General features: G+C 56.3%; 20 protein-coding genes and 4 pseudogenes. 13 read left to right on the forward strand and 11 right to left on the reverse strand.

Translation table 11 applies throughout. From position 1 onward, the window contains the following. Positions 1-32: 32 nt before the first annotated feature. A complete protein-coding gene (gene gstA / locus HWQ14_RS17750) occupies positions 33-638 on the forward strand; it encodes a glutathione transferase GstA (protein ID WP_176610510.1) in 606 nt (201 codons plus the stop codon). Between the two features lie 61 nt (positions 639-699). Here the strand turns inward: gstA and pdxY are convergent. The 5 genes and pseudogenes from pdxY to anmK all read right to left on the reverse strand — a co-directional run bounded on the left by pdxY (position 700) and on the right by anmK (position 5,284). After that, positions 700-1,561, reverse strand: a pseudogene (gene pdxY, locus HWQ14_RS17755) (pyridoxal kinase PdxY). 66 nt (positions 1,562-1,627) lie between these two features. Further along, positions 1,628-2,902, reverse strand: coding sequence for a tyrosine--tRNA ligase (tyrS, locus tag HWQ14_RS17760; RefSeq protein WP_148418896.1), 1,275 nt, complete (start codon positions 2,900-2,902; stop codon positions 1,628-1,630). Between the two features lie 125 nt (positions 2,903-3,027). Then, the gene (gene pdxH, locus HWQ14_RS17765) at positions 3,028-3,684 is read right to left on the reverse strand and encodes a pyridoxamine 5'-phosphate oxidase (RefSeq protein WP_176611223.1); all 657 of its coding nucleotides are present in this window, start codon (positions 3,682-3,684) and stop codon (positions 3,028-3,030) included. A gap of 57 nt (positions 3,685-3,741) precedes the next feature. Further along, complete coding sequence (gene mliC, locus HWQ14_RS17770; RefSeq protein WP_176610511.1) at positions 3,742-4,071, reverse strand: C-type lysozyme inhibitor; 330 nt, start codon at positions 4,069-4,071, stop codon at positions 3,742-3,744. Between the two features lie 87 nt (positions 4,072-4,158). After that, positions 4,159-5,284: pseudogene (anmK, locus tag HWQ14_RS17775) on the reverse strand (anhydro-N-acetylmuramic acid kinase). 255 nt (positions 5,285-5,539) lie between these two features. Between anmK and slyB the strand changes: the two are divergent. Then, on the forward strand, positions 5,540-6,007 hold the full coding sequence (slyB, locus tag HWQ14_RS17780) for an outer membrane lipoprotein SlyB (protein WP_063448917.1): 468 nt from the start codon (positions 5,540-5,542) through the stop codon (positions 6,005-6,007). Positions 6,008-6,198: 191 nt separating this feature from the next. Next, positions 6,199-7,560, forward strand: coding sequence for a GGDEF domain-containing protein (locus HWQ14_RS17785; protein ID WP_176610512.1), 1,362 nt, complete (start codon positions 6,199-6,201; stop codon positions 7,558-7,560). A 38-nt stretch (positions 7,561-7,598) separates the two neighbouring features. Here HWQ14_RS17785 and slyA read toward each other — a convergent pair whose 3' ends face one another. Then, positions 7,599-8,039 (reverse strand): transcriptional regulator SlyA, encoded by a 441-nt coding sequence (slyA, locus tag HWQ14_RS17790; protein WP_176610513.1) that lies wholly within the window; start codon positions 8,037-8,039, stop codon positions 7,599-7,601. Positions 8,040-8,226: 187 nt separating this feature from the next. On the opposite strand from slyA, the gene HWQ14_RS17795 reads away from it, so the two are divergent. The 3 genes from HWQ14_RS17795 to HWQ14_RS17805 are packed head-to-tail and all read left to right on the forward strand — an operon-like array spanning position 8,227 to position 11,359. After that, on the forward strand, positions 8,227-8,463 hold the full coding sequence (locus tag HWQ14_RS17795; RefSeq protein ID WP_148418908.1) for a DUF1656 domain-containing protein: 237 nt from the start codon (positions 8,227-8,229) through the stop codon (positions 8,461-8,463). 2 nt (positions 8,464-8,465) lie between these two features. Then, on the forward strand, positions 8,466-9,326 hold the full coding sequence (locus HWQ14_RS17800) for an efflux RND transporter periplasmic adaptor subunit (RefSeq protein ID WP_176610514.1): 861 nt from the start codon (positions 8,466-8,468) through the stop codon (positions 9,324-9,326). Next, positions 9,326-11,359, forward strand: coding sequence for an FUSC family protein (locus HWQ14_RS17805; RefSeq protein WP_176611224.1), 2,034 nt, complete (start codon positions 9,326-9,328; stop codon positions 11,357-11,359). Before HWQ14_RS17800 ends, HWQ14_RS17805 begins: the two co-directional genes overlap by 1 nt. On the opposite strand, the pseudogene sodC reads toward HWQ14_RS17805, so the two are convergent. The 3 genes and pseudogenes from sodC to HWQ14_RS17820 all read right to left on the reverse strand — a co-directional run bounded on the left by sodC (position 11,338) and on the right by HWQ14_RS17820 (position 13,123). Further along, positions 11,338-11,857 (reverse strand): annotated as a pseudogene (gene sodC, locus HWQ14_RS17810) (superoxide dismutase [Cu-Zn] SodC). The gene HWQ14_RS17805 and the pseudogene sodC sit on opposite strands and share 22 nt — an antisense overlap. An 81-nt stretch (positions 11,858-11,938) precedes the next feature. Further along, a complete protein-coding gene (locus HWQ14_RS17815) occupies positions 11,939-12,835 on the reverse strand; it encodes an aldo/keto reductase (protein WP_176610515.1) in 897 nt (298 codons plus the stop codon). 48 nt (positions 12,836-12,883) lie between these two features. Beyond that, positions 12,884-13,123 (reverse strand): DUF1289 domain-containing protein, encoded by a 240-nt coding sequence (locus HWQ14_RS17820; protein WP_148418916.1) that lies wholly within the window; start codon positions 13,121-13,123, stop codon positions 12,884-12,886. Positions 13,124-13,271: 148 nt separating this feature from the next. Here HWQ14_RS17820 and eptA point away from each other — a divergent pair, with 148 nt between their 5' ends. The 5 genes from eptA (at position 13,272) to rnt (ending at position 17,939) form a co-directional block, all read left to right on the forward strand. Then, complete coding sequence (gene eptA, locus HWQ14_RS17825; protein WP_176610516.1) at positions 13,272-14,912, forward strand: phosphoethanolamine transferase EptA; 1,641 nt, start codon at positions 13,272-13,274, stop codon at positions 14,910-14,912. Positions 14,913-14,938: 26 nt separating this feature from the next. Beyond that, positions 14,939-15,538 carry a TetR/AcrR family transcriptional regulator gene (locus tag HWQ14_RS17830; protein WP_176610517.1) on the forward strand — a complete coding sequence of 200 codons (600 nt, stop codon included), beginning with the start codon at positions 14,939-14,941 and terminating at the stop codon, positions 15,536-15,538. A 53-nt stretch (positions 15,539-15,591) separates the two neighbouring features. Then, positions 15,592-16,689 (forward strand): alkene reductase, encoded by a 1,098-nt coding sequence (locus HWQ14_RS17835; RefSeq protein WP_148418922.1) that lies wholly within the window; start codon positions 15,592-15,594, stop codon positions 16,687-16,689. An 89-nt stretch (positions 16,690-16,778) separates the two neighbouring features. Next, positions 16,779-17,186, forward strand: a complete 408-nt coding sequence (gene gloA, locus HWQ14_RS17840) for a lactoylglutathione lyase (RefSeq protein ID WP_148418923.1) — start codon at positions 16,779-16,781, stop codon at positions 17,184-17,186. A 96-nt stretch (positions 17,187-17,282) separates the two neighbouring features. Then, positions 17,283-17,939: a ribonuclease T gene (gene rnt, locus HWQ14_RS17845; RefSeq protein WP_176610518.1), complete on the forward strand. Its 657-nt coding sequence runs from the start codon at positions 17,283-17,285 to the stop codon at positions 17,937-17,939. A gap of 44 nt (positions 17,940-17,983) precedes the next feature. Here the strand turns inward: rnt and grxD are convergent, their stop codons facing one another. Next, positions 17,984-18,331, reverse strand: coding sequence for a monothiol glutaredoxin 4 (grxD, locus tag HWQ14_RS17850; protein ID WP_003832760.1), 348 nt, complete (start codon positions 18,329-18,331; stop codon positions 17,984-17,986). Positions 18,332-18,669: 338 nt separating this feature from the next. Between grxD and HWQ14_RS17855 the strand changes: the two genes are divergently transcribed. Next, positions 18,670-19,428: a C40 family peptidase gene (locus tag HWQ14_RS17855; protein ID WP_176610519.1), complete on the forward strand. Its 759-nt coding sequence runs from the start codon at positions 18,670-18,672 to the stop codon at positions 19,426-19,428. Between the two features lie 122 nt (positions 19,429-19,550). Beyond that, positions 19,551-20,132 carry a superoxide dismutase [Fe] gene (gene sodB, locus HWQ14_RS17860; protein WP_148418929.1) on the forward strand — a complete coding sequence of 194 codons (582 nt, stop codon included), beginning with the start codon at positions 19,551-19,553 and terminating at the stop codon, positions 20,130-20,132. A 37-nt stretch (positions 20,133-20,169) separates the two neighbouring features. On the opposite strand, the pseudogene HWQ14_RS17865 reads toward sodB, so the two are convergent. Then, positions 20,170-21,338 (reverse strand): annotated as a pseudogene (locus HWQ14_RS17865) (MFS transporter). Positions 21,339-21,415 lie beyond the last annotated feature (77 nt).

Genomic DNA, 21,415 nt, shown 5'->3' on the forward strand with positions numbered 1-21,415 from the left:
ATAGCTGGAACCTCAGCAAAAAGGAGTTACCGATGAAACTGTTCTATAAACCGGGCGCCTGCTCTCTTGCTTCCCATATCACCCTACGCGAGAGCGGCAAGGATTTTACGCTGGACGGCGTTGACCTGATGAAAAAGCGCCTGGAAAACGGGGATGACTTTTTTGCGATTAACCCAAAAGGGCAGGTTCCGGCCCTGCTGCTGGATGATGGCACCCTGCTGACCGAAGGGGTGGCGATTATGCAGTATCTCGCGGATAACGTACCGGATCGTCAGCTCCTTGCCCCTACCGGCAGCATTGCACGGTATAAAACGCTGGAGTGGCTGAACTACATCGCCACCGAGCTGCACAAGGGCTTTACGCCCCTGTTCCGCCCGGATACCCCTGAAGAGTACAAACCGACCGTGCGCACGCTGCTGGAGAAAAAGCTTCAGTACATTAACGACAGCCTGAAGGACGACCAGTGGATCTGTGGTTCACGCTTCACTATTGCCGATGCATATCTGTTTACCGTTCTGCGCTGGGCGCGCGCGGTTAAGCTGAACATGGACGGATTAGATCATATCGCGTCGTACATGGCACGCGTGGCGGAGCGTCCTGCGGTTGCCGCGGCGCTGAAAGCGGAAGGTTTAAACTAACCTGCGAGCGCGTGTTGCCGGGTAGCGATGACGCATACCCGGCAAACGTCAATATGGGGCTTTATAGCCTTGTGGCGCTGAAATAGTGCTCCGGCTTCGCGATGCGATCCTGCGCCGCAACCACCTGCAGCTCATATTCCTGCATCGTTTTCGTCGCAATCATGATTTCATATACGGCCGCGGTCACGTGCTCCAGCGCATCGCGCAGGCCTGCCCCCTGCAACAGCTTCACCAGCAGCAAACCGCTGGTGACATCACCGACGCCAACGGGCTGACGCATGCCGAAATCCACCAGCGGCCGGCTGATATGCCAGGCGTCGTCCTTCGTCACCAGCAGCATCTCAAAACGGTCCTGGCTCATCCCTGCGCGTGCCAGGTGTTTTACCAGTACAATCTCCGGCCCCCTGGGCTATCAGCTCGCGAGACGCGCTTACAGCCTCTTCTACGCTGTTTACCGGATGCTCGCACAGGATCTCCAGCTCAATCAGGTTGGGGGCAATAATATCGCTGGCCGGCAAGGCATGCCGGACATGAAACTCCGCCACGCCCGGCGCCACGATGCAGCCTTTTTCCGGATGGCCCATCACCGGGTCGCAGAAATATTTCGCTGCGGGGTTTGCCGCTTTCACCTGGCGCACGATGCCAAGGATATGCTCCCCCTGCTCCGCCGAACCGAGATAGCCGCTCAGCACAGCGTCGCAGCGCCGGAGCTGGTCAATCTCCGCAATACCCTGAACGATCTCCGTCAGATGCGACGGCGGCATCACGCAGCCGGTCCATTTACCGTACTGGGTGTGATTCGAAAACTGGACGGTGTTGAGAGGCCAGACGTTGGCGCCGAGGCGGCGCATCGGGAACTCCGCAGCGCTGTTGCCGGCATGCCCAAAAACAACGTGGGACTGAATGGCGAGGATGTTCTTCATGTTGTACTTACCAAACCCTGTCAAAACAAAAGGGGCGTGGTTTCCCACGCCCCTGCATACTTTTAATTACTTCCAGCAGACCAGACAGTAATTTTTCTTACCACGACGCAGCAGCGTGTAGCGGCCATACAGACGATCGCTCTCGGTGAAGGTGTATTCCGGATCGGCCTGTTTCTCGCCGTTGATGGTGATAGCGTTTGAGGCGATGGTTTTACGCGCCTGGCCGCGGGACGGCTGTAGCTCGGAGTCCACCAGCGCCTGCATCAGGTCTGCGCCTTTCTCCATCTCGACCATCGGCACGCCATCCTGCGCCAGCTGCTCAAAGTCCGCTTCGCTCAGGTCGCTCAGGGTACCGTTGAACAGGCTCGCCGTAATGCGTTTCGCCGCCGCCAGGCCTTCCTCGCCGTGCACCAGTTTTGTAACTTCGTCCGCCAGCACGTACTGGGCGCGCGGAGCTTTACCGCTGTTCTTGTCTTCCTCTTCCAGGGCATTGATGTCCTCAATATCCATAAAGGTAAAGAATTTCAGGAAGCGATAAACGTCGGCATCCGCCGTGTTGATCCAGAACTGGTAGAATTTGTACGGGCTGGTTTTCTTCGGATCCAGCCATACCGCGCCGCCTTCGGTTTTGCCGAACTTGGTACCGTCTGCTTTGGTGATCAGCGGAACGGTCAGACCAAAGACCTGATTCTGGTGCAGACGACGGGTCAGATCGATACCGGAGGTGATGTTGCCCCACTGGTCGGAGCCGCCAATTTGCAGAGAAACGCCGTGGAGCTTGTTCAGGCAGGCGAAGTCATAACCCTGAAGCAGGTTATAGGAGAACTCGGTAAAGGAGATGCCCTGATCGTCACGGTTAAGACGCTGCTTCACCGCTTCTTTGTTAATCATCTGGTTAACAGAGAAATGCTTGCCGATGTCGCGCAGGAAGGTCAGCACGTTCATGCCGCCAAACCAGTCGTAGTTGTTCGCCGCAATTGCAGAGTTTTCACCGCAGTCGAAATCGAGGAAGGGTGCAACCTGTTTGCGGATCTTGTCTACCCACTCCTGAACGGTGTCTTCGGTATTCAGCTTACGCTCAGCGGCTTTAAAACTCGGGTCGCCAATCAGACCGGTCGCGCCGCCAACCAGCGCGACGGGCTTATGGCCGGCCATCTGGAAGCGTTTCAGGCATAACAACGGAACAAGATGCCCCAAATGCAAGCTGTCAGCGGTGGGATCGAAGCCGCAATAGAGCGCGATCGGGCCTTGCGCCAGTCGCTCTGCTAACGCTTCTTCGTCCGTCACCTGGGCCACGAGGCCCCGCTCTTGCAATTGTTTAATCAAGTTACTGCTTGCCATCAAATTCTCCATGTATAAACGACTGCACCTTTGCCGGTACACGACTTTTCGCCTGGTGCGAAAGGTACATAGAATAAAGCGCAAGCGCGGCGTGCGCTAGCGCTTAACACAACAAATTTCAGGGTTTACGGGGCCAGCCTGTCTATTTTCCAGGCACCGTTGTCGCGCTGGTATAAAAAGCGGTCATGGAGACGGTGTTCACCGCCCTGCCAGAACTCCATCTGCTCGATGGGAATGCGGAATCCGCCCCAGAAGCTCGGCAGCGGCACTTCACCCTGCTGAAACTTCTGCTTGAGTTCGAGGAATTTGCTCTCCAGCACGCCGCGGGCAGAGATGCGGCTGGACTGCTTAGACACCCACGCGCCAATCTGGCTGTCGCGCGGGCGGCTGTGGAAATACTTCACGACCTCGAGCGTGGAGAGGCGCTCCGCTTTGCCGGTCACCATCACCTGACGCTCCAGCATATGCCACGGGAACAGCAGGCTGATGCGCGGGTTGTTTTCCAGGTGGTGGGCTTTCCGGCTGCCGAGGTTGGTGTAGAACACCAGCCCTTTGTCGTCGAAGTGCTTGAGCAGGACGATGCGCTGGTAGGGTTGACCGTTTTCATCAACCGTGGCGACAACCATGGCCGTCGGATCGGCCAGCTTCGCTTCACAGGCCTGCTTCAGCCAGCGTTCAAAAAGCACCAGCGGTTCGGCGGGAAGATCCTGGCGGCGCAGCCCGCCTTTGGTGTATTCACGGCGCAGATGCGCAATTTGCTGCAATTCGTCGTTATCTGACATGGCGTTAGCTGAAATTGACATTGGGTGGCGCTATTGTGCGCCCCCCTTGTAAAAATCTCAACGCTTCGGATTTTCGAGCTGACAGTTGTTCAGCACAATGCGGTCACGCTTGTAGACGGTAGCGCTGTCCCCTTTCGACCAGAACACGTAGATCCCGTCCGTGTAGCGCGCGCCGGAGGCCGACATGCCCTGCTTCAGGGTCAGCAATTTATTGTCGTAGACAAAGCTGGCTTCCTGACGAGGGTTGTTCAGCTTCACCGTCAGCGGTTTTTCATCACAGCGGTATTCAAGCGTGTCGGTTTGCATACGCTCAACAAGCTGGTTATAGGCGCTGCATCCGGTCAGAAGCAAAGGCAAAGCAATAAGAAGGTATTTTTTCATGAGCATATCCCGAAGACTATCCTGGTCCCGGAGGGCATGGCCGCCCTCCTGTTGTTCCTCATTTTAAGGGTTACACCCGCCGCTGAATTTCAGTTAACTCTGATTATGACGCGGGTTCGCGGGGAAAATAGCGCCGAGAACGCTCGCTTCCCGCGCGCCGGTCACGGAAGGTAAATTCCCCGGCAGCCCGGCAACCGTACGCCAGGCAAGCCAGGCGAAGGCCAGCGCCTCCATATCGTCTCCGCTGATGCCGGCTTCATCTGTGGTAGTCACTTCCGTGCCCGGCAGCAGTGCGGCCAGGCGCGCCATAATCAGCGGATTGCGGCTTCCCCCCCCCGCATACCAGCAGGCGCTCGCAGCCGCCGCTCAGCAATACCTGCTCAGAAATTGACATGGCGGTTAGCTCAGTAAGCGTAGCCTGCACGTCCTGCGGCGCGAGCGCGGGGAACTGCGCCAGCTGGCGTTCAAGCCAGCCGTAGTTAAAATATTCTCGCCCCGTGCTTTTTGGCGCAGGCAGCGCAAAGAACGGATCGCTTAACAGAGACTGCAGCAGAGGGAGGATCACCTTCCCCTGGCTGGCCCACCGGGCATCTTTGTCGTAAGGTTTACCGATCTGACGCCATATCCAGGCATCCATTAGCATGTTGCCGGGCCCGGTATCGTATCCGCGCACCGGCTGACCCGGGATGAGCAACGACAGGTTGGCGATCCCGCCTATGTTCAGCACCATCCTGCGCTCAACCGGATGGGCCAGCAGCGCCTGGTGGAATGCCGGCACCAGCGGCGCGCCCTGACCGCCAAGCGCCATATCCCGACGGCGGAAGTCGCCCACTACCGTCACGCCGGTTTTGGCCACAATCTGGTTGTTATCGCCAATTTGCATCGTGTGCGGCGCCTCGCCGACGGGCTCATGCCAGACGGTCTGCCCGTGGCACCCGATCGCCACGACATCCTGCGGATGAAGGCGCTCTTGCTGCATCAGGGCCAGTACCGCTTGTGCAAACAGCGCCCCCAGACGCACGTCCAGCTGACCAAGCTGAGAAAGCGTCAGCTGCTGTCCCTGGCAGATGCTCAGAATCTCTTCTTTTAGCGAGACCGGAATAGGCCAGCTCAGGCTTGCCTGCTGCGCCACCATGTTTTCATCAATAGCGGCCAGGACGACATCCACACCGTCAAGACTGGTCCCGGACATCACACCGATATAGCGACCCGATTTCATGCGCTTTCCTTACGTTACGTGGGCTAAGTGCAAACACTCCATCATAAATGACGCCGCTTTGCTATGCGGTGATTATAATTTTTAACAATCTCAGACCTGCCGCACAGGCGGCTTTTGTTTATGTCCCGTTAAGCCAGATTCAAGTAAAATTTTTTTATTCGGCATGCAAAGATATGAACTGTGGTCGTTAATGCCATATAATTTAGCCATAACGGATGCCCCAACCGGGCGTTTTTTGGTGAACAGGAGAGTCAAATGATTTTACGTGTAATGGGCGTTTCGCTGATTGGTTTAACACTGGCGGGTTGTGTGAACGACAATTCACTCTCCGGCGACGTATATAGTGCTTCTGAAGCTAAACAGGTACAGAACGTGACATACGGTACTATCGTTAATGCCCGTCCTGTTCAGATTCAGGGTGGCGATGACACGAACGTTGTGGGCGCAATCGGTGGTGCGGTACTGGGTGGATTCCTGGGTAACACCATTGGCGGCGGTACCGGACGTTCTCTGGCCACCGCGGCGGGCGCAGTTGCCGGCGGCGTAGCTGGTCAGGGCGTTCAGGGCGCGATGAACAAAACCCAGGGCGTTGAGCTGGAAATTCGCAAGGACGATGGCAGCACTATTATGGTCGTGCAGAAACAGGGTAATACCCGCTTCTCCGCTGGCCAGCGTGTTGTACTGGCAAGCAACGGCAGCCAGGTTACCGTCTCCCCGCGTTAAAATAATAATGGAAGCGGTCATAAGACCGCTTCCATTTACAAAACATATCAATTTAATAAATATATTTACAAAAATAATTCACTTGGTGAATTATTCATCTCCTCTGTTCTTGTTCCTGCGCAAAGTATTTTTTACTTCTCTTCGTTAGACTCTTCGCATTCATTTTTTCTTTTTTATTTATTTGAACTTATATGCTTGCGATCTCTCGATTTGTAAAAAACCGCTATATGGCGTTCGTCATTGGATGCATTATCGTCATAAGCGTATTACAGGGATTATTTATAAAACTTGTTGAATGGGTTCCTTCATTCTCTCCGCTATTTTTCCCTACGCTCACTATTTTTCTTCTGGTATTCCATCTGTTTATTGCCTGCTTTATGGCAATGAAATACTGGTGCGATAAAAAACGTTTATATCTCGTTCCGATTGCCGCGGCCTTTGCCGGTTCGGCACTGCTGATGGTGGGTACGCTGTCCAGCTTTCCGGCCTGGCTGGATCTCTATCAGTTCAACGAGGCGAACTATAATGACGCGATGATCTTTTATATGTTCCGCCACCTTTTAATGGCGGTGCTGATGATGGCCTCGGTATTACTGTATACGCTTCGCGCTTCCCCCCTCACGCGAAGCACCCACATCGGCACCGTTGCCGGGTCGGCTCTTTTCACGTGCGGTATGCTTGGGCTGGCGTGGTTCTATTCCAGCCATTCCACGATGCTAACACTGGATCTCGTGGATAATGAAACCCGGAAGTTTATGGTTCTCTGGAGCCAGACGATCAATATCATTTTGATCGTTCTCTGGGGCGTTACGTTAATCACCCTGATAGCCGTGACCCGGATAAGAAATTTGTTCTGGGTGGGCGGAAATTTTTTGTGCGTCTGTTATGTCGTCACGCTGTTAATGCTGCTTTTAGGCGGACACGCGGAAGATGTTTCGTGGTATCGCGCCCGGTTATTCGAAACCGTCGCGACGTTAATGATAATATTCATTCTGCTTTCCGACGTCTTTAATTTGTATCGCGACTCGCACGTCAAATACCAGCAGTCTTATCAAAACTCGATCCGCGACCCGCTCACCCGTCTTTATAACCGCAGCTATTTTTATGATTCATTAAACTACGCCCTCGGCTCGGCAACGGAGGCTCACCCGGTATCGGTGGTGGTAAGCGATCTTGACCGTTTCAAGCGCATCAACGACTGCTACGGGCATTTGCAGGGAGATAAGGTGCTGCAGTTTGTCTCTAATCTTCTGACGGATTCCGTGCGCCCCCAGGATATCGCGGCCCGAATCGGCGGTGAAGAGTTTGTTCTGATGCTGACCAATACCCCATCAGACGCCGCGCGGCAGGTCGCCGAGCGCATCCGTCTCAAGCTGAGCGGGTTTGATAAAACCAGCAGCGGCGGCCATCTGCCGGAGCCAATTACCATCAGCATGGGCGTATTCACCGCAACCTCGCCGGAAACCAGCGCGGAAACCTGCGTGGAAAGCGCGGATAAAGCCATGTACGAGGCAAAGGAGACGGGGCGCAACCGGGTCGTGGTGTTCAGGTAATGAGAAAGGCCCTGCATAAGCAGGGCCTTTACGTTCGGTCAGTCGCGGGTTTGCAGCTCGTGGATGTTCTGCTCAAGACGGGCGATAAGTCCAATAAGCATCTCCAGCTCCGCAGGTGAAATACCGGACAGGATCTCCCCCCGCGTTTTACTGATGACGGCTTCCATCTCCGTAATGATTGGCGCCGCTTTTTCCGTCAGTTTTATACGCTTGGCGCGACGATCGCTGGCGCAGGTTTGACGGGAGATGAGTCCCTTCTCTTCCAGCTGGTCAAGCGTACGCACCAGGGACGGTTGCTCGATACCGATCGCTTTTGCCAGCTGAATTTGCGACTGTTCTGGCGGGAGCTGATGAATGTTATGCAGCGTAACCCAGTGGGTCTGCGTCAGTTCCAGAGGTTTCAGGCGATGGTCAATCAGAGCACGCCAGACGCGTACCAACCTTGCCAGATCAGAACCTAATGGCGATTCCAATTTCATCTCCTTATAATTAGCTTGCTAAGTGATTATAGTGATTTTAGAATAGTTTGCAGTATTTGTATTGCCAAAACAAATGCAATCACGGTATTCATCATTCCAGAAAGAATGATTTACACTGAATATTCATGCGCCATCGCACTGATACATGCCATTGCGGCACTCACTCCACTGCAAAGGATCGCTGCTCGTGACGTTTTTCTCTTTCTCTGCCGGGTTGCCCCTTCAGGATCTGATTATCGGCGCATCGGTCTACTTTCCGCCTCTTTTTAAAGCCGTTATGGTTGGATTTGTGATCTGGCTCGTGGCGCACCGACTGCTGCGGGACTGGATGTATTCTGGTGAAATCTGGCACCCGATGTTGATGGATCTCTCGCTGTTTACCCTTTCCGTCTGTCTTGGCCTTGCCGTGTTAACCGTCTGGTGAGAATGCCCTTGAAAACGCTTAAATATTTTTCCACTCTTTTCGTTTTGGCGCTGGCGCTGATTGCCGGCTGGTGGCTCTGGAACTATTACATGCAGTCCCCCTGGACCCGCGACGGCAAAATACGCGCAGAACAGGTCAGCATCACGCCACAGGTGTCGGGCAGCATCACCGCGCTCATGGTAAAGGACAACCAGTTCGTCCACGCGGGCGATGTGCTGTTCCGCATTGACGAGACCCCTTTTCAGATTGCCGTGCTTAACGCCCAGGCACAGCTGGCTAAGGCTCAGTCCGATCTCGCAAAGGCCAACAACGAAGCCGACCGACGCCGTCATCTGTCGAAAAACTATATCTCTGCGGAAGATCTGGATACCGCCAACATCAACGTGAAAACCATGCAGGCCGGTCTGAAGGTGGCGGAGGCCACGCTGAAGGAAGCCGAGTGGCAGCTGACCCAGACGGTGGTTAAAGCGCCGGTAGACGGGTGGATTACCAACCTGTCCACGCGCGTGGGAGACTACGCCACGACCGGAGAGCCGGTTTTTGCCCTGGTGGATAGCCGCTCGTTTTACGTGGTTGGCTATTTTGAGGAGACGAAGCTGCGCCATATTCGCGAGGGCGCGCCAGCCCGAATCAACCTCTACAGCGGCGCGCAAACGTTACAGGGTCACGTATCCAGTATCGGTCGGGCAATCTACGACCAGAGCGTCGAAACCGATTCTGGCCTGGTGCCTGATATTAAACCCAACGTACCCTGGGTGCGTCTGGCCCAGCGGGTGCCGGTTCGCGTGGAGTTCGACAGCCTGCCGAAAGAGATTACTCTCGTTTCAGGGACCACCTGTACCGTCTCCATCGGGACACGATGATGAACCTGCGGGCTGTCTCGTGGCGCAATGCGCCCTGGATAAAAGCGACGCGCCCGCAGTGGCGTTACGCGCTGCGCAACGGCATCGCCATGTGCCTTGCGCTTACGGTTGCCTATTACCTGAACCTGGATGAACCCTACTGGGCGATGACGTCAGCGGCGGTGGTCAGCTTCCCCACCGTCGGCGGCGTTATCAGTAAAAGCCTCGGACGCGTGGCGGGTAGCCTGCTCGGCGCCACCGCCGCCCTGATTCTGGCTGGCCATACCCTGAACGATCCGTGGCTGTTTCTGCTCAGCATGTCCGCCTGGCTGGGGCTGTGCACCTGGGCCTGCGCCCATTTTACCAATAACGTTGCCTACGCGTTTCAGCTGGCGGGCTATACCGCGGCCATTATCGCCTTCCCGGTGGTTAACGTGCTGGATACCACCGAACTGTGGGATATCGCGCAGGCACGCGTGTGCGAGGTGATGGTCGGTATCCTCTGCGGCGGCATGATGATGATGATCCTGCCCAGCACCTCTGACGGCACCACGCTCATCACCGCCCTGAAAACGATGCACGCGCGCCTGCTGGAACATGCCAGCCTGCTCTGGCAACCCGACACAAACGATGAGATCCGTCTCGCGCATGAAAAAGTCATCGGCCAGATCCTGACCATGAATCTGCTGCGCATACAGGCCTTCTGGAGCCACTATCGCTTTCGTCGCCAGAACACGCTGCTGAACTACCTGCTGCACCAGCAGCTACGCATGACCAGCGCAATATCGAGCCTTCGCCGGATGTTGCTGAACTGGCCTGCACCGCCCGCGCATACCCGGGAGGTGATTGACACCCTGCTCGCCGCCCTTGCGCGCCCGGACGCGGATATCTACAGCGTGGCCCGGATAATTGCTCCGCTCGCCCCAGCGGATGAGTATGACTACCGCCATCGCGCCTTCTGGCAGCGTCTGAACTATTTCTGCCGGCTGTATCTGCGCAGCAGCCGCTGGCTGAAAGCCGTCGAAAATGCCACGCCCGTTACCGTGTTTTCCGTACCCGGCAGCCCCGCTCTGGCGCGGCATACCGACGCCATGGAGGCGCTGTGGAGCGGTTTTCGTACCTTTTGTGCACTGATGCTGGTCGGCGCATGGGCCATTACCACGCAGTGGGACGCGGGCAGCGCGGCGCTGACGCTTGCGGCCATCAGCTGCGTGCTCTATTCGGTGGCGGCGTCCCCCTTCAACTCGCTTACGCTCCTCATGCGCACGCTGGTGCTACTGTCGCTCTTCAGCTTTGTGGTGAAGTTTGGCCTGATGGTGCAGATAACCGATCTGTGGCAATTCCTGCTGTTTCTGTTTCCGCTGTTAACCACCATGCAGCTGCTCAAGCTGCAAATGCCTAAGCTGGCCGGCCTGTGGGGGCAGCTGATTGTTTTTATGGGATCGTTCATCTCGGTGACGAATCCGCCGGTTTACGATTACGCCGATTTCCTGAATGACAACCTGGCGAAAATTCTCGGCGTGGGGCTGGCATGGCTGGCGTTCGCCGTGCTGCGCCCTGGTTCGGACGCGCGTAAAAGCCGCAGGCATATCCGGGAGTTACGCAGAGGATTTGTCGACCAGCTGAGCCGCAGGCCGCACCTTCGCGAAAGTGAATATGAATCGCTGGTTTATCATCACGTCAGCCAGCTTAATAACAGCCAGGATTCACTCTCCCGGCGCTGGCTATTGCGCTGGGGCGTGGTGCTGCTGAACTGTTCGCACGTGGTGTGGCAGCTGCGCGCCTGGGAGACGCGGTCCGATCCGCTGTCGCGGGTCCGCGACACCTGCATCGCCCTGCTGCGCGACGTCATGAGCGAGCGCGGCGTTCAGCAGCGCCCGCTCAGCGTCACCCTCGCCGAGCTTCAGCGCATTTGCGACGCTCTGGCGCGCCATCATCTGCCTGCGGCGCGCGATCTGGCGTCCATCATCTGGCGGCTGCACTGTTCCCTGTCACAGCTTGAACAGGCGCCGCCGCCCGGCACGATAGGCGATCAGATCACCCCACAGGCATAGCGCGCCCCGCCGCCGCCAAGCGGTTTAGGCTTATCTGACATGTTATCGCCGCCCACGTGGATCATCAGCGCCTTGCCCTTGACCTCATCAAGCTTTTTCAGTCGGGGCGCGACGACGGGATCGGTAGCCTTACCGTCGTTATTGACCACCAGCACCGGCAGATCGCCGAGGTGCCCCATCCCGTCCGGGCCTTCGTGTTTACCAGAGTTGTGCGGGTCGAGATGGCCCCCCGGCGGCTTCCGCGGCGGAAGGTTTACCCTCTTTCATTGCGGGCTGGCAGCTGCCTTTAGCATGAACGTGGAAACCGTGTTCGCCGGGGGGAAGCGCCTTAAGATTGGGGGCAAACTCCAGCCCTTTATCCGTTTCGGTGATTTTCACCGTCCCGATGGACTGACCTACCCCCTGAGAAGTGACGAGATTCATTTCAACGTCGTCGCTGGCTGCCTGCGCCCCTGCGCATACGGCCAGCGTGACAATAGCCAGAGCAAAACGCTTCATAAGACCTCCACGGGTTATTTTTTGCACCTTAAGTCTATACCAGAGGCGCAGATTTCACCGGAAAGTCAGTCAATTACTTGCTCAGGGAACGTCGTAGCCCAGCGCGGCCTTGCGGATGCGGAACCACTGCTGACGCGTCATCTCCAGTTCTTCGGCGGCAAGCGCCGCGCGTACGCGCTCAATTTTGCCGGAGCCGATAATCGGCAGCGGCTTAGACGGAAGGCGCAGGATCCAGGCGTAAACCACCTGTTCGATACTTTCTGCATTGAGCTCGCGGGCCACGGTTTCGAGCTCGTTACGCAGCGGCTGGAATGCCTCGTCGTTAAACAGGCGGCCGCCGCCCAGGCAAGACCATGCCATCGGACGGATGCGCAGCTGCTGCAGCTGATCGAGCGTACCGTCGAGCAGCAGCGGCTGATGAACCGGGGAGATTTCCACCTGATTAGTCGCCAGCGTAAACGGCAGACGAGACTGCAATAGCGCAAACTGCGCCGGGGTAAAGTTAGACACGCCGAAGTGGCGCACCTTGCCGCTCTGGTGCAGGGTCAGGAAGGCTTCAGCGACCTCGTCCGCATCCATCAGCGGATCGGGACGGTGGATCAGCAGCAGGTCGATACGATCGGTAGCCAGATTAATGAGCGACTGCTCGGCGCTTTTCACAATGTGCACGCTGTCGGTAATGTAGTGTCCCAGGGCATTCTCCGGTTTTGCCGTTGTGGCAATACCGCATTTGGTCACAATTTCCATACGATCGCGCAGCGCCGGCGCCAGCTTCAGCGCCTCGCCAAAGGCGGCCTCGCACAGATAACCGCCATAAATATCGGCGTGATCGACGGTAGTGACCCCTAAATCAAGATGCTCTTCAATAAAGTTCGCCAGCTGGAGAGGGGACATATTCCAGTCCATCAGGCGCCAGTAGCCCATTACAAAGCGGGAGAATTCCGGGCCCTGCGGGGCAAGGGTAATACGCTGAACCATAACATTTTCCTCAAGGAGATTATGTCACCAGTATACGCAATTACCTTGCTAAAACAGTGAAGGTTGCTGAGGTTCTTCGGTTTCAACCGCTTTGTTTGCGCGAATTTTGCGCAGCAGTCGCTGCCGACAGAGGCGTATCACCTCCTGCTTTTGCGCGTCGCTGAATTTTTGCCAGTTAAAACGCTCATCCCGCGTGCGCATGCACCCGCGGCAGTAACCTCGTTCATCAACCTGGCAAATCCCCCGGCACGGGCTCTGGACGGGGAAAAATTCCAGTTGCTCTGCCACTTCTACCTCCACAGCGTCACTATTTCCTACAGTGAAGACCCTAAACGACCCGCACGCAAGGGGCGGCAGCCACAAATATGACGTTAAGGTTTCGCTAATCTTCCCCTCTTATACTCGCCGCACTGATATAACGAATGGTCTGTTCATCATGTGGTTCACTAAGAAGTTACGCTGTAACGAAACGGTTTTCACCCTGGGCTGCGCGCTGTTCTTCACCGCGTTTAACGCGCTGTTTATACAGCGCAGCTGGGCAATAATTGCGCCAGCGCGCCTGCACGACCTGCTGTTTGCCGCCAGCGTACCGCTGGTGCTGTTCTGCGGCTGGGTAATCGTCTTTAGCGTGCTGAATATACCCTTTATTCGCAAGCCGCTGATGATTGTCCTGACCATGGGATGCGCCGCCGCGACCTATTTTATGTATACCTATGGCGCGGTTATCGATCGGAACATGATGGTGAACGTCTTCGAAACTAACTCTCAGGAGGCCACCGCCCTGGTGACGCCGCAGATGATCGTGTGGCTTGTGCTGGCGGGCCTGGTTCCGTCCATCATCTTAGCCCTGACGCGCATTCGAAGCGGAAAATGGTGGTACGCCCTGCTGATGCGGCTTGCCACCCTGCTCGGCGCGCTGCTGGCCATTATCCTGGTCGCGGCGGTATTTTATAAAGATTACGCTTCGCTGTTCCGCAATAATAAAAGCATCGTCAAAATGGTTACCCCGGCGAACTACGTAAGCGCCGTGGTCAAGTACGGTAAAATGCGCTGGTTCGCAGGCGATCGGACGCTGGTCCGCATTGGCCAGGATGCCCGTAAGGGCGCGCTGATTTCAGGCCAGCAAAAGAAAACCGTGCTGGTTCTCGTGGTGGGCGAAGCCTCCCGCGCCGAAAACTACTCGCTGAATGGTTACCACCGTGAAACCAACCCGGAGCTTAAAAAGCAGGACGTCATCAACTTCCCGCAAGCCTCCTCCTGCGGCACGGAAACCGCCGTTTCCGTTCCCTGCATGTTCTCCGGTATGACGCGGAAAAAATACGATGCGGACCTGGCGCAACATCAGGAAGGCCTGCTTGACGTGCTTAACCACGCCGGGTTCAACCTGCTGTGGCGCGACAACGACGGCGGATGTAAAGGTGCCTGCGACCGCGTGCCGCATACGGACATGACCCAGTGGAATCTGGACTCGTACTGCAAGGACAAAGTCTGTATCGACGACGTAAACCTCTACCGCCTGGACAAGGTGCTGGATGGTCTGAAGCAGGACACGGTACTGGTGATCCACCTGATGGGAAGCCACGGCCCGGCCTATTACAACCGTTATCCGGACAGTTTCCGCAGGTTTACCCCGACCTGCGACACCAATGAAATTCAGAACTGCGAACATCAGGCGTTGATTAACACCTACGACAACTCAATTCTGTATACCGACAGCGTGGTCAGCAGGACTATCGACGCGCTGAAAGCCCGACAGGCCACCATGAACACGGCGCTGATTTACCTTTCCGATCACGGTGAGTCGCTGGGCGAACGCGGAATTTATCTGCACGGCACGCCGTATATGCTGGCGCCGGAGCAGCAAACGCATATTCCGTTTATGTTCTGGCTCTCTGCGGATTACGTGAAAAACTTCGGTGTCAACACGGACTGCCTGCGTGACCATGCTGCAAAAGATGCGGTTTCACAGGACAATTTGTTCGCCACCGTTCTGGGGATGATGAATGTTAAATCAACGGTTTATCAACCGCAGCTGGATATTTTGTCGCAGTGCCGTCGCGATGCTGCCTTGCATTAGACCGAACGGTCTATTAGAGTGAAGTCATGAGCAGACATACAGAACACGATACCCGCGAACATTTACTGGCTACCGGCGAGCGCCTTTGCATGCATCGCGGATTTACCGGTATGGGGCTGAGCGAGTTGTTAAAAACCGCGGAAGTCCCTAAGGGATCGTTTTATCACTACTTCCGATCCAAAGAGGCGTTCGGCGTGGCCATGCTGGAGCGGCACTATGCCAGCTACCATCAGCGCCTGGCAACGCACTTCGCCAGCGGTGAAGGTAACTACCGGGATCGGGTTCTGAACTACTATCAGGAGACGCTGACGCAGTTCTGTCAGCAGGGCATCATCAGCGGCTGCCTGACGGTAAAACTGTCTGCCGAAGTGTGCGATCTTTCCGAAGATATGCGCACGGCCATGGATAAAGGGGCCAGCGGCGTTATCGCCCTGCTGGCGCAGGCGCTGGAGAAGGGGCGCGATGAACAAACCCTCGCCTTCCTCGGCGATCCGTTAACGCAGGCGCAGGTGCTCTACTCACTCTGGTTAGGCGCTAACCTGCAGGCCAAGATTTCTCGCAGCGCCGTGCCGCTCGAAAGCGCGCTGGCACATGTGAAAAGCTGTATTACCGCGTCCGGCGCGTAGCCGGCATTTTTATTTATCCTTTTACTAGTCGACTGGTCTACTCAGGAGCCGTTATGTCCGCTGAAAAGTTATTTACCCCACTGAAAGTCGGTGCCGTTACCGCCCCAAACCGCGTGTTTATGGCCCCGCTCACCCGCCTGCGCAGCATCGAGCCGGGCGATATCCCAACACCGTTGATGGGTGAATATTATCGTCAGCGCGCCAGCTCAGGCCTGATCATCTCTGAAGCCACGCAGATTTCTGCCCAGGCAAAAGGCTATGCCGGCGCGCCGGGCCTGCACAGCCCGGAACAAATTGCCGCGTGGAAAAAGATCACCGCGGGCGTACATGCTGAAGAGGGCCGTATTGCGGTACAGCTGTGGCACACTGGCCGTATCTCGCACAGCAGCATCCAGCCCGGCGGCCAGGCTCCGGTTTCTGCCTCTGCCCTGAACGCGAATACCCGTACCTCCCTGCGCGATGAAAACGGGAATGCGATCCGCGTCGATACCACCACCCCGCGCGCGCTGGAGCTGGACGAGATCCCGGGCATCGTGAACGATTTCCGTCAGGCCGTGGCCAATGCCCGTGAAGCCGGTTTCGATCTGGTTGAGCTGCACTCCGCGCACGGTTACCTGCTGCACCAGTTCCTCTCACCATCGTCTAACCAGCGTACCGACCAGTACGGCGGCAGCGTAGAAAACCGCGCGCGCCTGGTGCTTGAAGTGGTGGATGCTGTCTGCAACGAGTGGAGCGCAGACCGCATTGGTATTCGCGTCTCGCCGATCGGCACGTTCCAGAACGTCGACAACGGCCCGAATGAAGAAGCGGACGCGCTTTACCTGATTGAAGAGCTGGCAAAACGCGGCATTGCTTACCTGCACATGTCCGAGCCGGACTGGGCTGGCGGCAAGCCCTACAGCGAAGCCTTCCGCCAGAAGGTGCGCGAGCGCTTCCACGGCGTGATTATCGGCGCGGGTGCCTACACGGCGGAGAAAGCTGAAGATCTGATCGGCAAGGGTCTGATCGATGCCGTAGCCTTTGGCCGCGATTACATTGCTAACCCGGATCTGGTTGCCCGTTTGCAGAAGAAAGCGGAGCTGAACCCGCAGCGCCCTGAAAGTTTCTACGGCGGCGGCGCGGAAGGCTACACCGACTACCCTTCTCTCTAATCCCGCATTGCACATTGATAGCGGCGACATTTCGCCGCTATACTAAAACATCGTTTCTGTTCAAAAAGATAATCCAAACTGAGGAAATTATGCGCCTACTTCACACCATGCTGCGCGTTGGCGACCTGCAACGTTCCATCGATTTTTACACTAACGTTCTGGGCATGAAGCTGCTGCGCACCAGCGAAAACCCGGAATATAAATACTCCCTGGCGTTCGTGGGTTACGGTCCGGAGTCTGATGAAGCCGTCATTGAGCTGACGTACAACTGGGGCGTAGACAGCTACGAGCTGGGTACGGCTTACGGCCATATTGCGCTGGAAGTGGATAACGCGGCCGAAGCCTGCGAACGCATCCGCAGCAGCGGCGGTAACGTCACCCGTGAAGCGGGCCCGGTTAAAGGCGGCACCACCGTGATTGCCTTTGTTGAAGATCCGGACGGTTACAAAATCGAACTGATCGAAGCCAAAGACGCTGGTCGTGGTCTGGGCAACTGATCCCGCAGGGCGCACTATGCGCCCGTTGTTTTGCTGCATCGCCTCTCAAAATTTGCCATAATACGCACTGCTTTTTTCCCCTTGTAAGAGACCCTGATGTCCGATAATGCTCAATTTACCGGTCTGTGCGACCGTTTTCGTGGTTTTTATCCCGTTGTCATTGATGTTGAAACAGCCGGATTTAACGCTAAAACCGATGCGCTGCTTGAGATTGCCGCCATCACGCTGAAGATGGATGAACAGGGCTGGCTTGTACCGGACGCCACGCTGCACTTCCACGTTGAACCCTTTGAAGGGGCAAACCTACAGCCGGAGGCGCTGGCCTTTAACGGTATCGATCCGACAAACCCGCTGCGCGGGGCGGTAAGTGAATACGAGGCGCTTCACGCCATTTTCAAAATGGTGCGCAAGGGCATGAAAGAGAGTGACTGTAGCCGCGCCATTATGGTCGCCCACAACGCCACGTTCGATCACAGCTTCACGATGGCGGCTGCGGAACGCGCCTCGCTGAAGCGTAACCCATTCCATCCGTTCGTCACGTTCGACACCGCCGCGCTGAGCGGCCTGGCGCTGGGCCAAACCGTGCTGTCCAAAGCCTGCATCACGGCGGGTATTGCGTTTGACGGCACCCAGGCGCATTCCGCGTTATACGACACCGAGCGTACGGCGGAGCTGTTCTGCGAGATCGTCAACCGCTGGAAGCGTCTGGGCGGCTGGCCCCTGCCGATGGGCGACAGCGAAGAGCAGGCATAAAAAAAGCGACCTACTGAGGTCGCTTTTTTGTCCGCGCAGAAAACTTATTCTGCGTCCGGCTCTTCGGTTTTATACTTCGCCGCGGTCTCTTTGATCAGCTGCTGCAGTTCGCCGCGCTGATACATTTCAATCAGGATGTCGCATCCGCCAACCAGTTCACCGTCAACCCACAGCTGTGGGAAGGTCGGCCAGTTTGCGTATTTTGGCAGCTCAGCGCGAATGTCCGGGTTTTGCAGGATATCAACGTAAGCAAAACGCTCACCACAGGCAGACAGCGCCTGAACCGCTTGTGCGGAGAAGCCGCAGCTTGGCAGCTTCGGAGAACCTTTCATGTACAGGAGAATTGGGTTTTCAGCGATCTGGCGCTGAATTTTTTCAATAGTGGTGCTCATGTCTTGCTTCCTTTAACTTCTGTTACGGCATCAGTCTGACATTGTAGCGGGTCAGGCCGACATCGGAAAATAACATTTTTGTCACGTCTCATTATTTTATCTGCTATCGCGTAAAGATGCATTGCTAATGTCGTTTATCGCTGCCCGCAGCGCGGATTTGCTCAGGGAGCGAACAATTCTGCTACAGAACGATGAATTTTTTTGCACTTGCTAACGAAACAGCTTTTGAGAATGAAAAATGCTATTAACTTATTCTGATTTTTTGGATTAGAATCGACACGTTTTGTAAATCATACGCGGGTATTATTGATAGCCTGCATTCATCAGGGGACTGCCCAGTGGCGCGGATAACGAAAATCTCGATGACGCTCTGTGCTTTACTGTTTACCACACTCTCATTTGCGCCAGCGGCGAACGCCTCTGAACAGGCGCGACACTCTGCCGTACAAAAAACGCATCTGGCAAAAAACGCAGAAAAAAAGAAAAAAACCACCGGCAAAACCGTTAAAAAGAAATCCACCGCGAAAACGAAGAAGACCGCCTCCACCACATCAAAAACGCTCCGCTCCAGCACGCGCAACACCACCCGCACTGCCGCCAGATCCGCTGCCGAAAAATGCATCGTGCGCAAAGGCCATAAAACTAAATGCACAAAAGTGACGAAGCTGGCCGACGCGCATAAGGTTCGCATGCAGAAGGCGCAAAAAACGGCGATGAATAAGCTGATGGGGCAAATTGGTAAACCGCACCGCTGGGGCGGCAGCTCCCCGCGCACCGGTTTTGACTGTAGCGGGCTGGTTTATTATGCCTATAAGGATCTGGTGAAATTCCGCATTCCGCGCACCGCAAACGAAATGTACCATCTGCGCGACGCCGCCCCGGTTAACCGTGGCGAACTGCAAAACGGCGACCTGGTGTTCTTCCGCACCCAGGGACGCGGCACGGCTGACCACGTTGGCGTGTACGTGGGTAACGGTAAGTTCATTCAGTCACCGCGCAGCGGCCGGGACATTCAGATCACCTCTCTCAGCGAAGATTACTGGGTGCGCCACTACGTGGGCGCGCGACGCGTCATGACGCCGAAAACCATCCGCTAAACCCTGCCCTGCCGCATCCGTGGCAGGGTAAGTTCCTCTTTTGCATACCCTTTCAATTTGCTATTCTGTCCATGTTGTCTGTAGGGTTATTGGCAACGTATAAAACTATAAGGAGAGAAGCAATGTCGTTCGAATTACCTGCACTACCGTATGCAAAAGACGCCCTGGCCCCGCACATTTCTGCGGAAACCCTGGAATATCATTACGGCAAACATCACCAGACCTATGTCACCAACCTGAATAACCTGATCAAGGGCACCGATTTTGAAGGCAAAACGCTGGAAGAGATCGTGCGCAGCTCAGACGGTGGCGTATTCAACAACGCCGCTCAGGTGTGGAACCATACGTTCTACTGGCACTGCCTGGCACCCAATGCTGGCGGAGAGCCTGCCGGCGAGCTGGCCGAAGCCATTAACGCCGCATTCGGCAGCTTCGCCGAGTTCAAGGCGAAGTTTACCGACGCCGCGGTTAAAAACTTCGGCTCCGGCTGGACCTGGCTGGTGAAGGAGGCCGATGGAAAACTGGCTATCGTTTCCACCTCAAATGCAGGCACCCCGCTGACCACCAGCGCAACGCCGCTGATGACCGTGGACGTGTGGGAACACGCTTACTACATCGATTACCGTAACGCGCGTCCTAACTACCTGGAGCACTTCTGGGCACTGGTTAACTGGGAGTTTGTTGCGAAGAACTTCGCCGCGTAAGAGACACGCAGAAGGGGCGACCCTTCTGCGTTTTTGTTTATTCAGCGGTGCACGCCGCTTCAGGCTGTTTGCGACCGGACATCAGCACCAGCAGCAGGCCGAGTGCGGCAATGATTGCGCCCATCACCGGAACGAAGCTGTAGCCCAGCCCCCCCCCGAAATGACCGCCCCGCCGGCGGCCGCGCCCAGCGCATTGCCGAGGTTAAACGCACCGATATTGACCGAAGAAGAGAGCCCTGGCGCTTCGTGCGCAACGCGCATCACGCGCATCTGCAGCGGCGGTACCACGGCAAAAGTCGCTGCGCCCCACACCACCATGGCAATCGCTGCCCCCACTTCGTTACGCGCCAGCCACGGGATCGCAATCATGATCGCAATCAGCAGGGTTAAGAAACCCTTCAGCGTCCCGCTGACGGAGCGGTCCGCCAGCTTCCCGCCAAGATAGTTACCGATGGAGAAGCCCACGCCAATCAGCACCAGCATCGCGGTAATAAATACCGGCGTCGCGTGGGTGATATCGTGCAGCACCGGGGAGATATAGGTGTAGAGCGTAAACATCGCCCCTGCTCCCAGCACCGTGGTGAGCAGCGCGGAAAGCACCTGGGGACGCATCAGCACCGCCAGCTCTTTACGCACTTCCGGACGCTCACCGGCGCTCCCTTTCGGCAGAGAGAAGAACAGCGCCACCATCGCAATTACGCCGAGCGCCGCGGTTGCGAGGAAAGACATACGCCAGCCGATCGTCTCACCCAGCCAGGTGGCTGCGGGCACGCCGCCGATATTGGCGATGGTCAGCCCCATAAACATAGTGGCCACCGCGCTGGCCTGCTTATGTTTTGGCACCACGCTGGCGGCCACAACCGAGCCCAGCCCGAAGAACGCGCCGTGGTTAAGGCTGGTCAAAATGCGTGAGAGCATCAGGGTGGTGTAATCCGGTGAAATCGCGGAAAGCACGTTCCCCAGGGTGAAAATCGCCATCAGGAAAATCAGCGCATTGCGGCGCGCGCGGTGCGAAAGCAGCAGCGTCATCAGCGGCGCCCCTACCATCACGCCAACCGCGTAGGCGCTGATTAACATACCGGCCGCAGGGATTGAGACGTCCACGCCCCGGGCTATAACAGGCAATAACCCCATTGGGGAAAACTCAGTGGTGCCAATCCCAAAAGCGCCAATCGCCAGGGCCAGCAGTGGAAAATTGATTTTCATGAATGAACTCCGGAAACCGTGCCATAACGCGACACAGAATTAAGAAGTCAAAAGCATGACATCAATCACAAAAAATG

The organism is Enterobacter cloacae (genome assembly GCF_013375935.1).
Lineage (GTDB): Bacteria > Pseudomonadota > Gammaproteobacteria > Enterobacterales > Enterobacteriaceae > Enterobacter > Enterobacter pasteurii.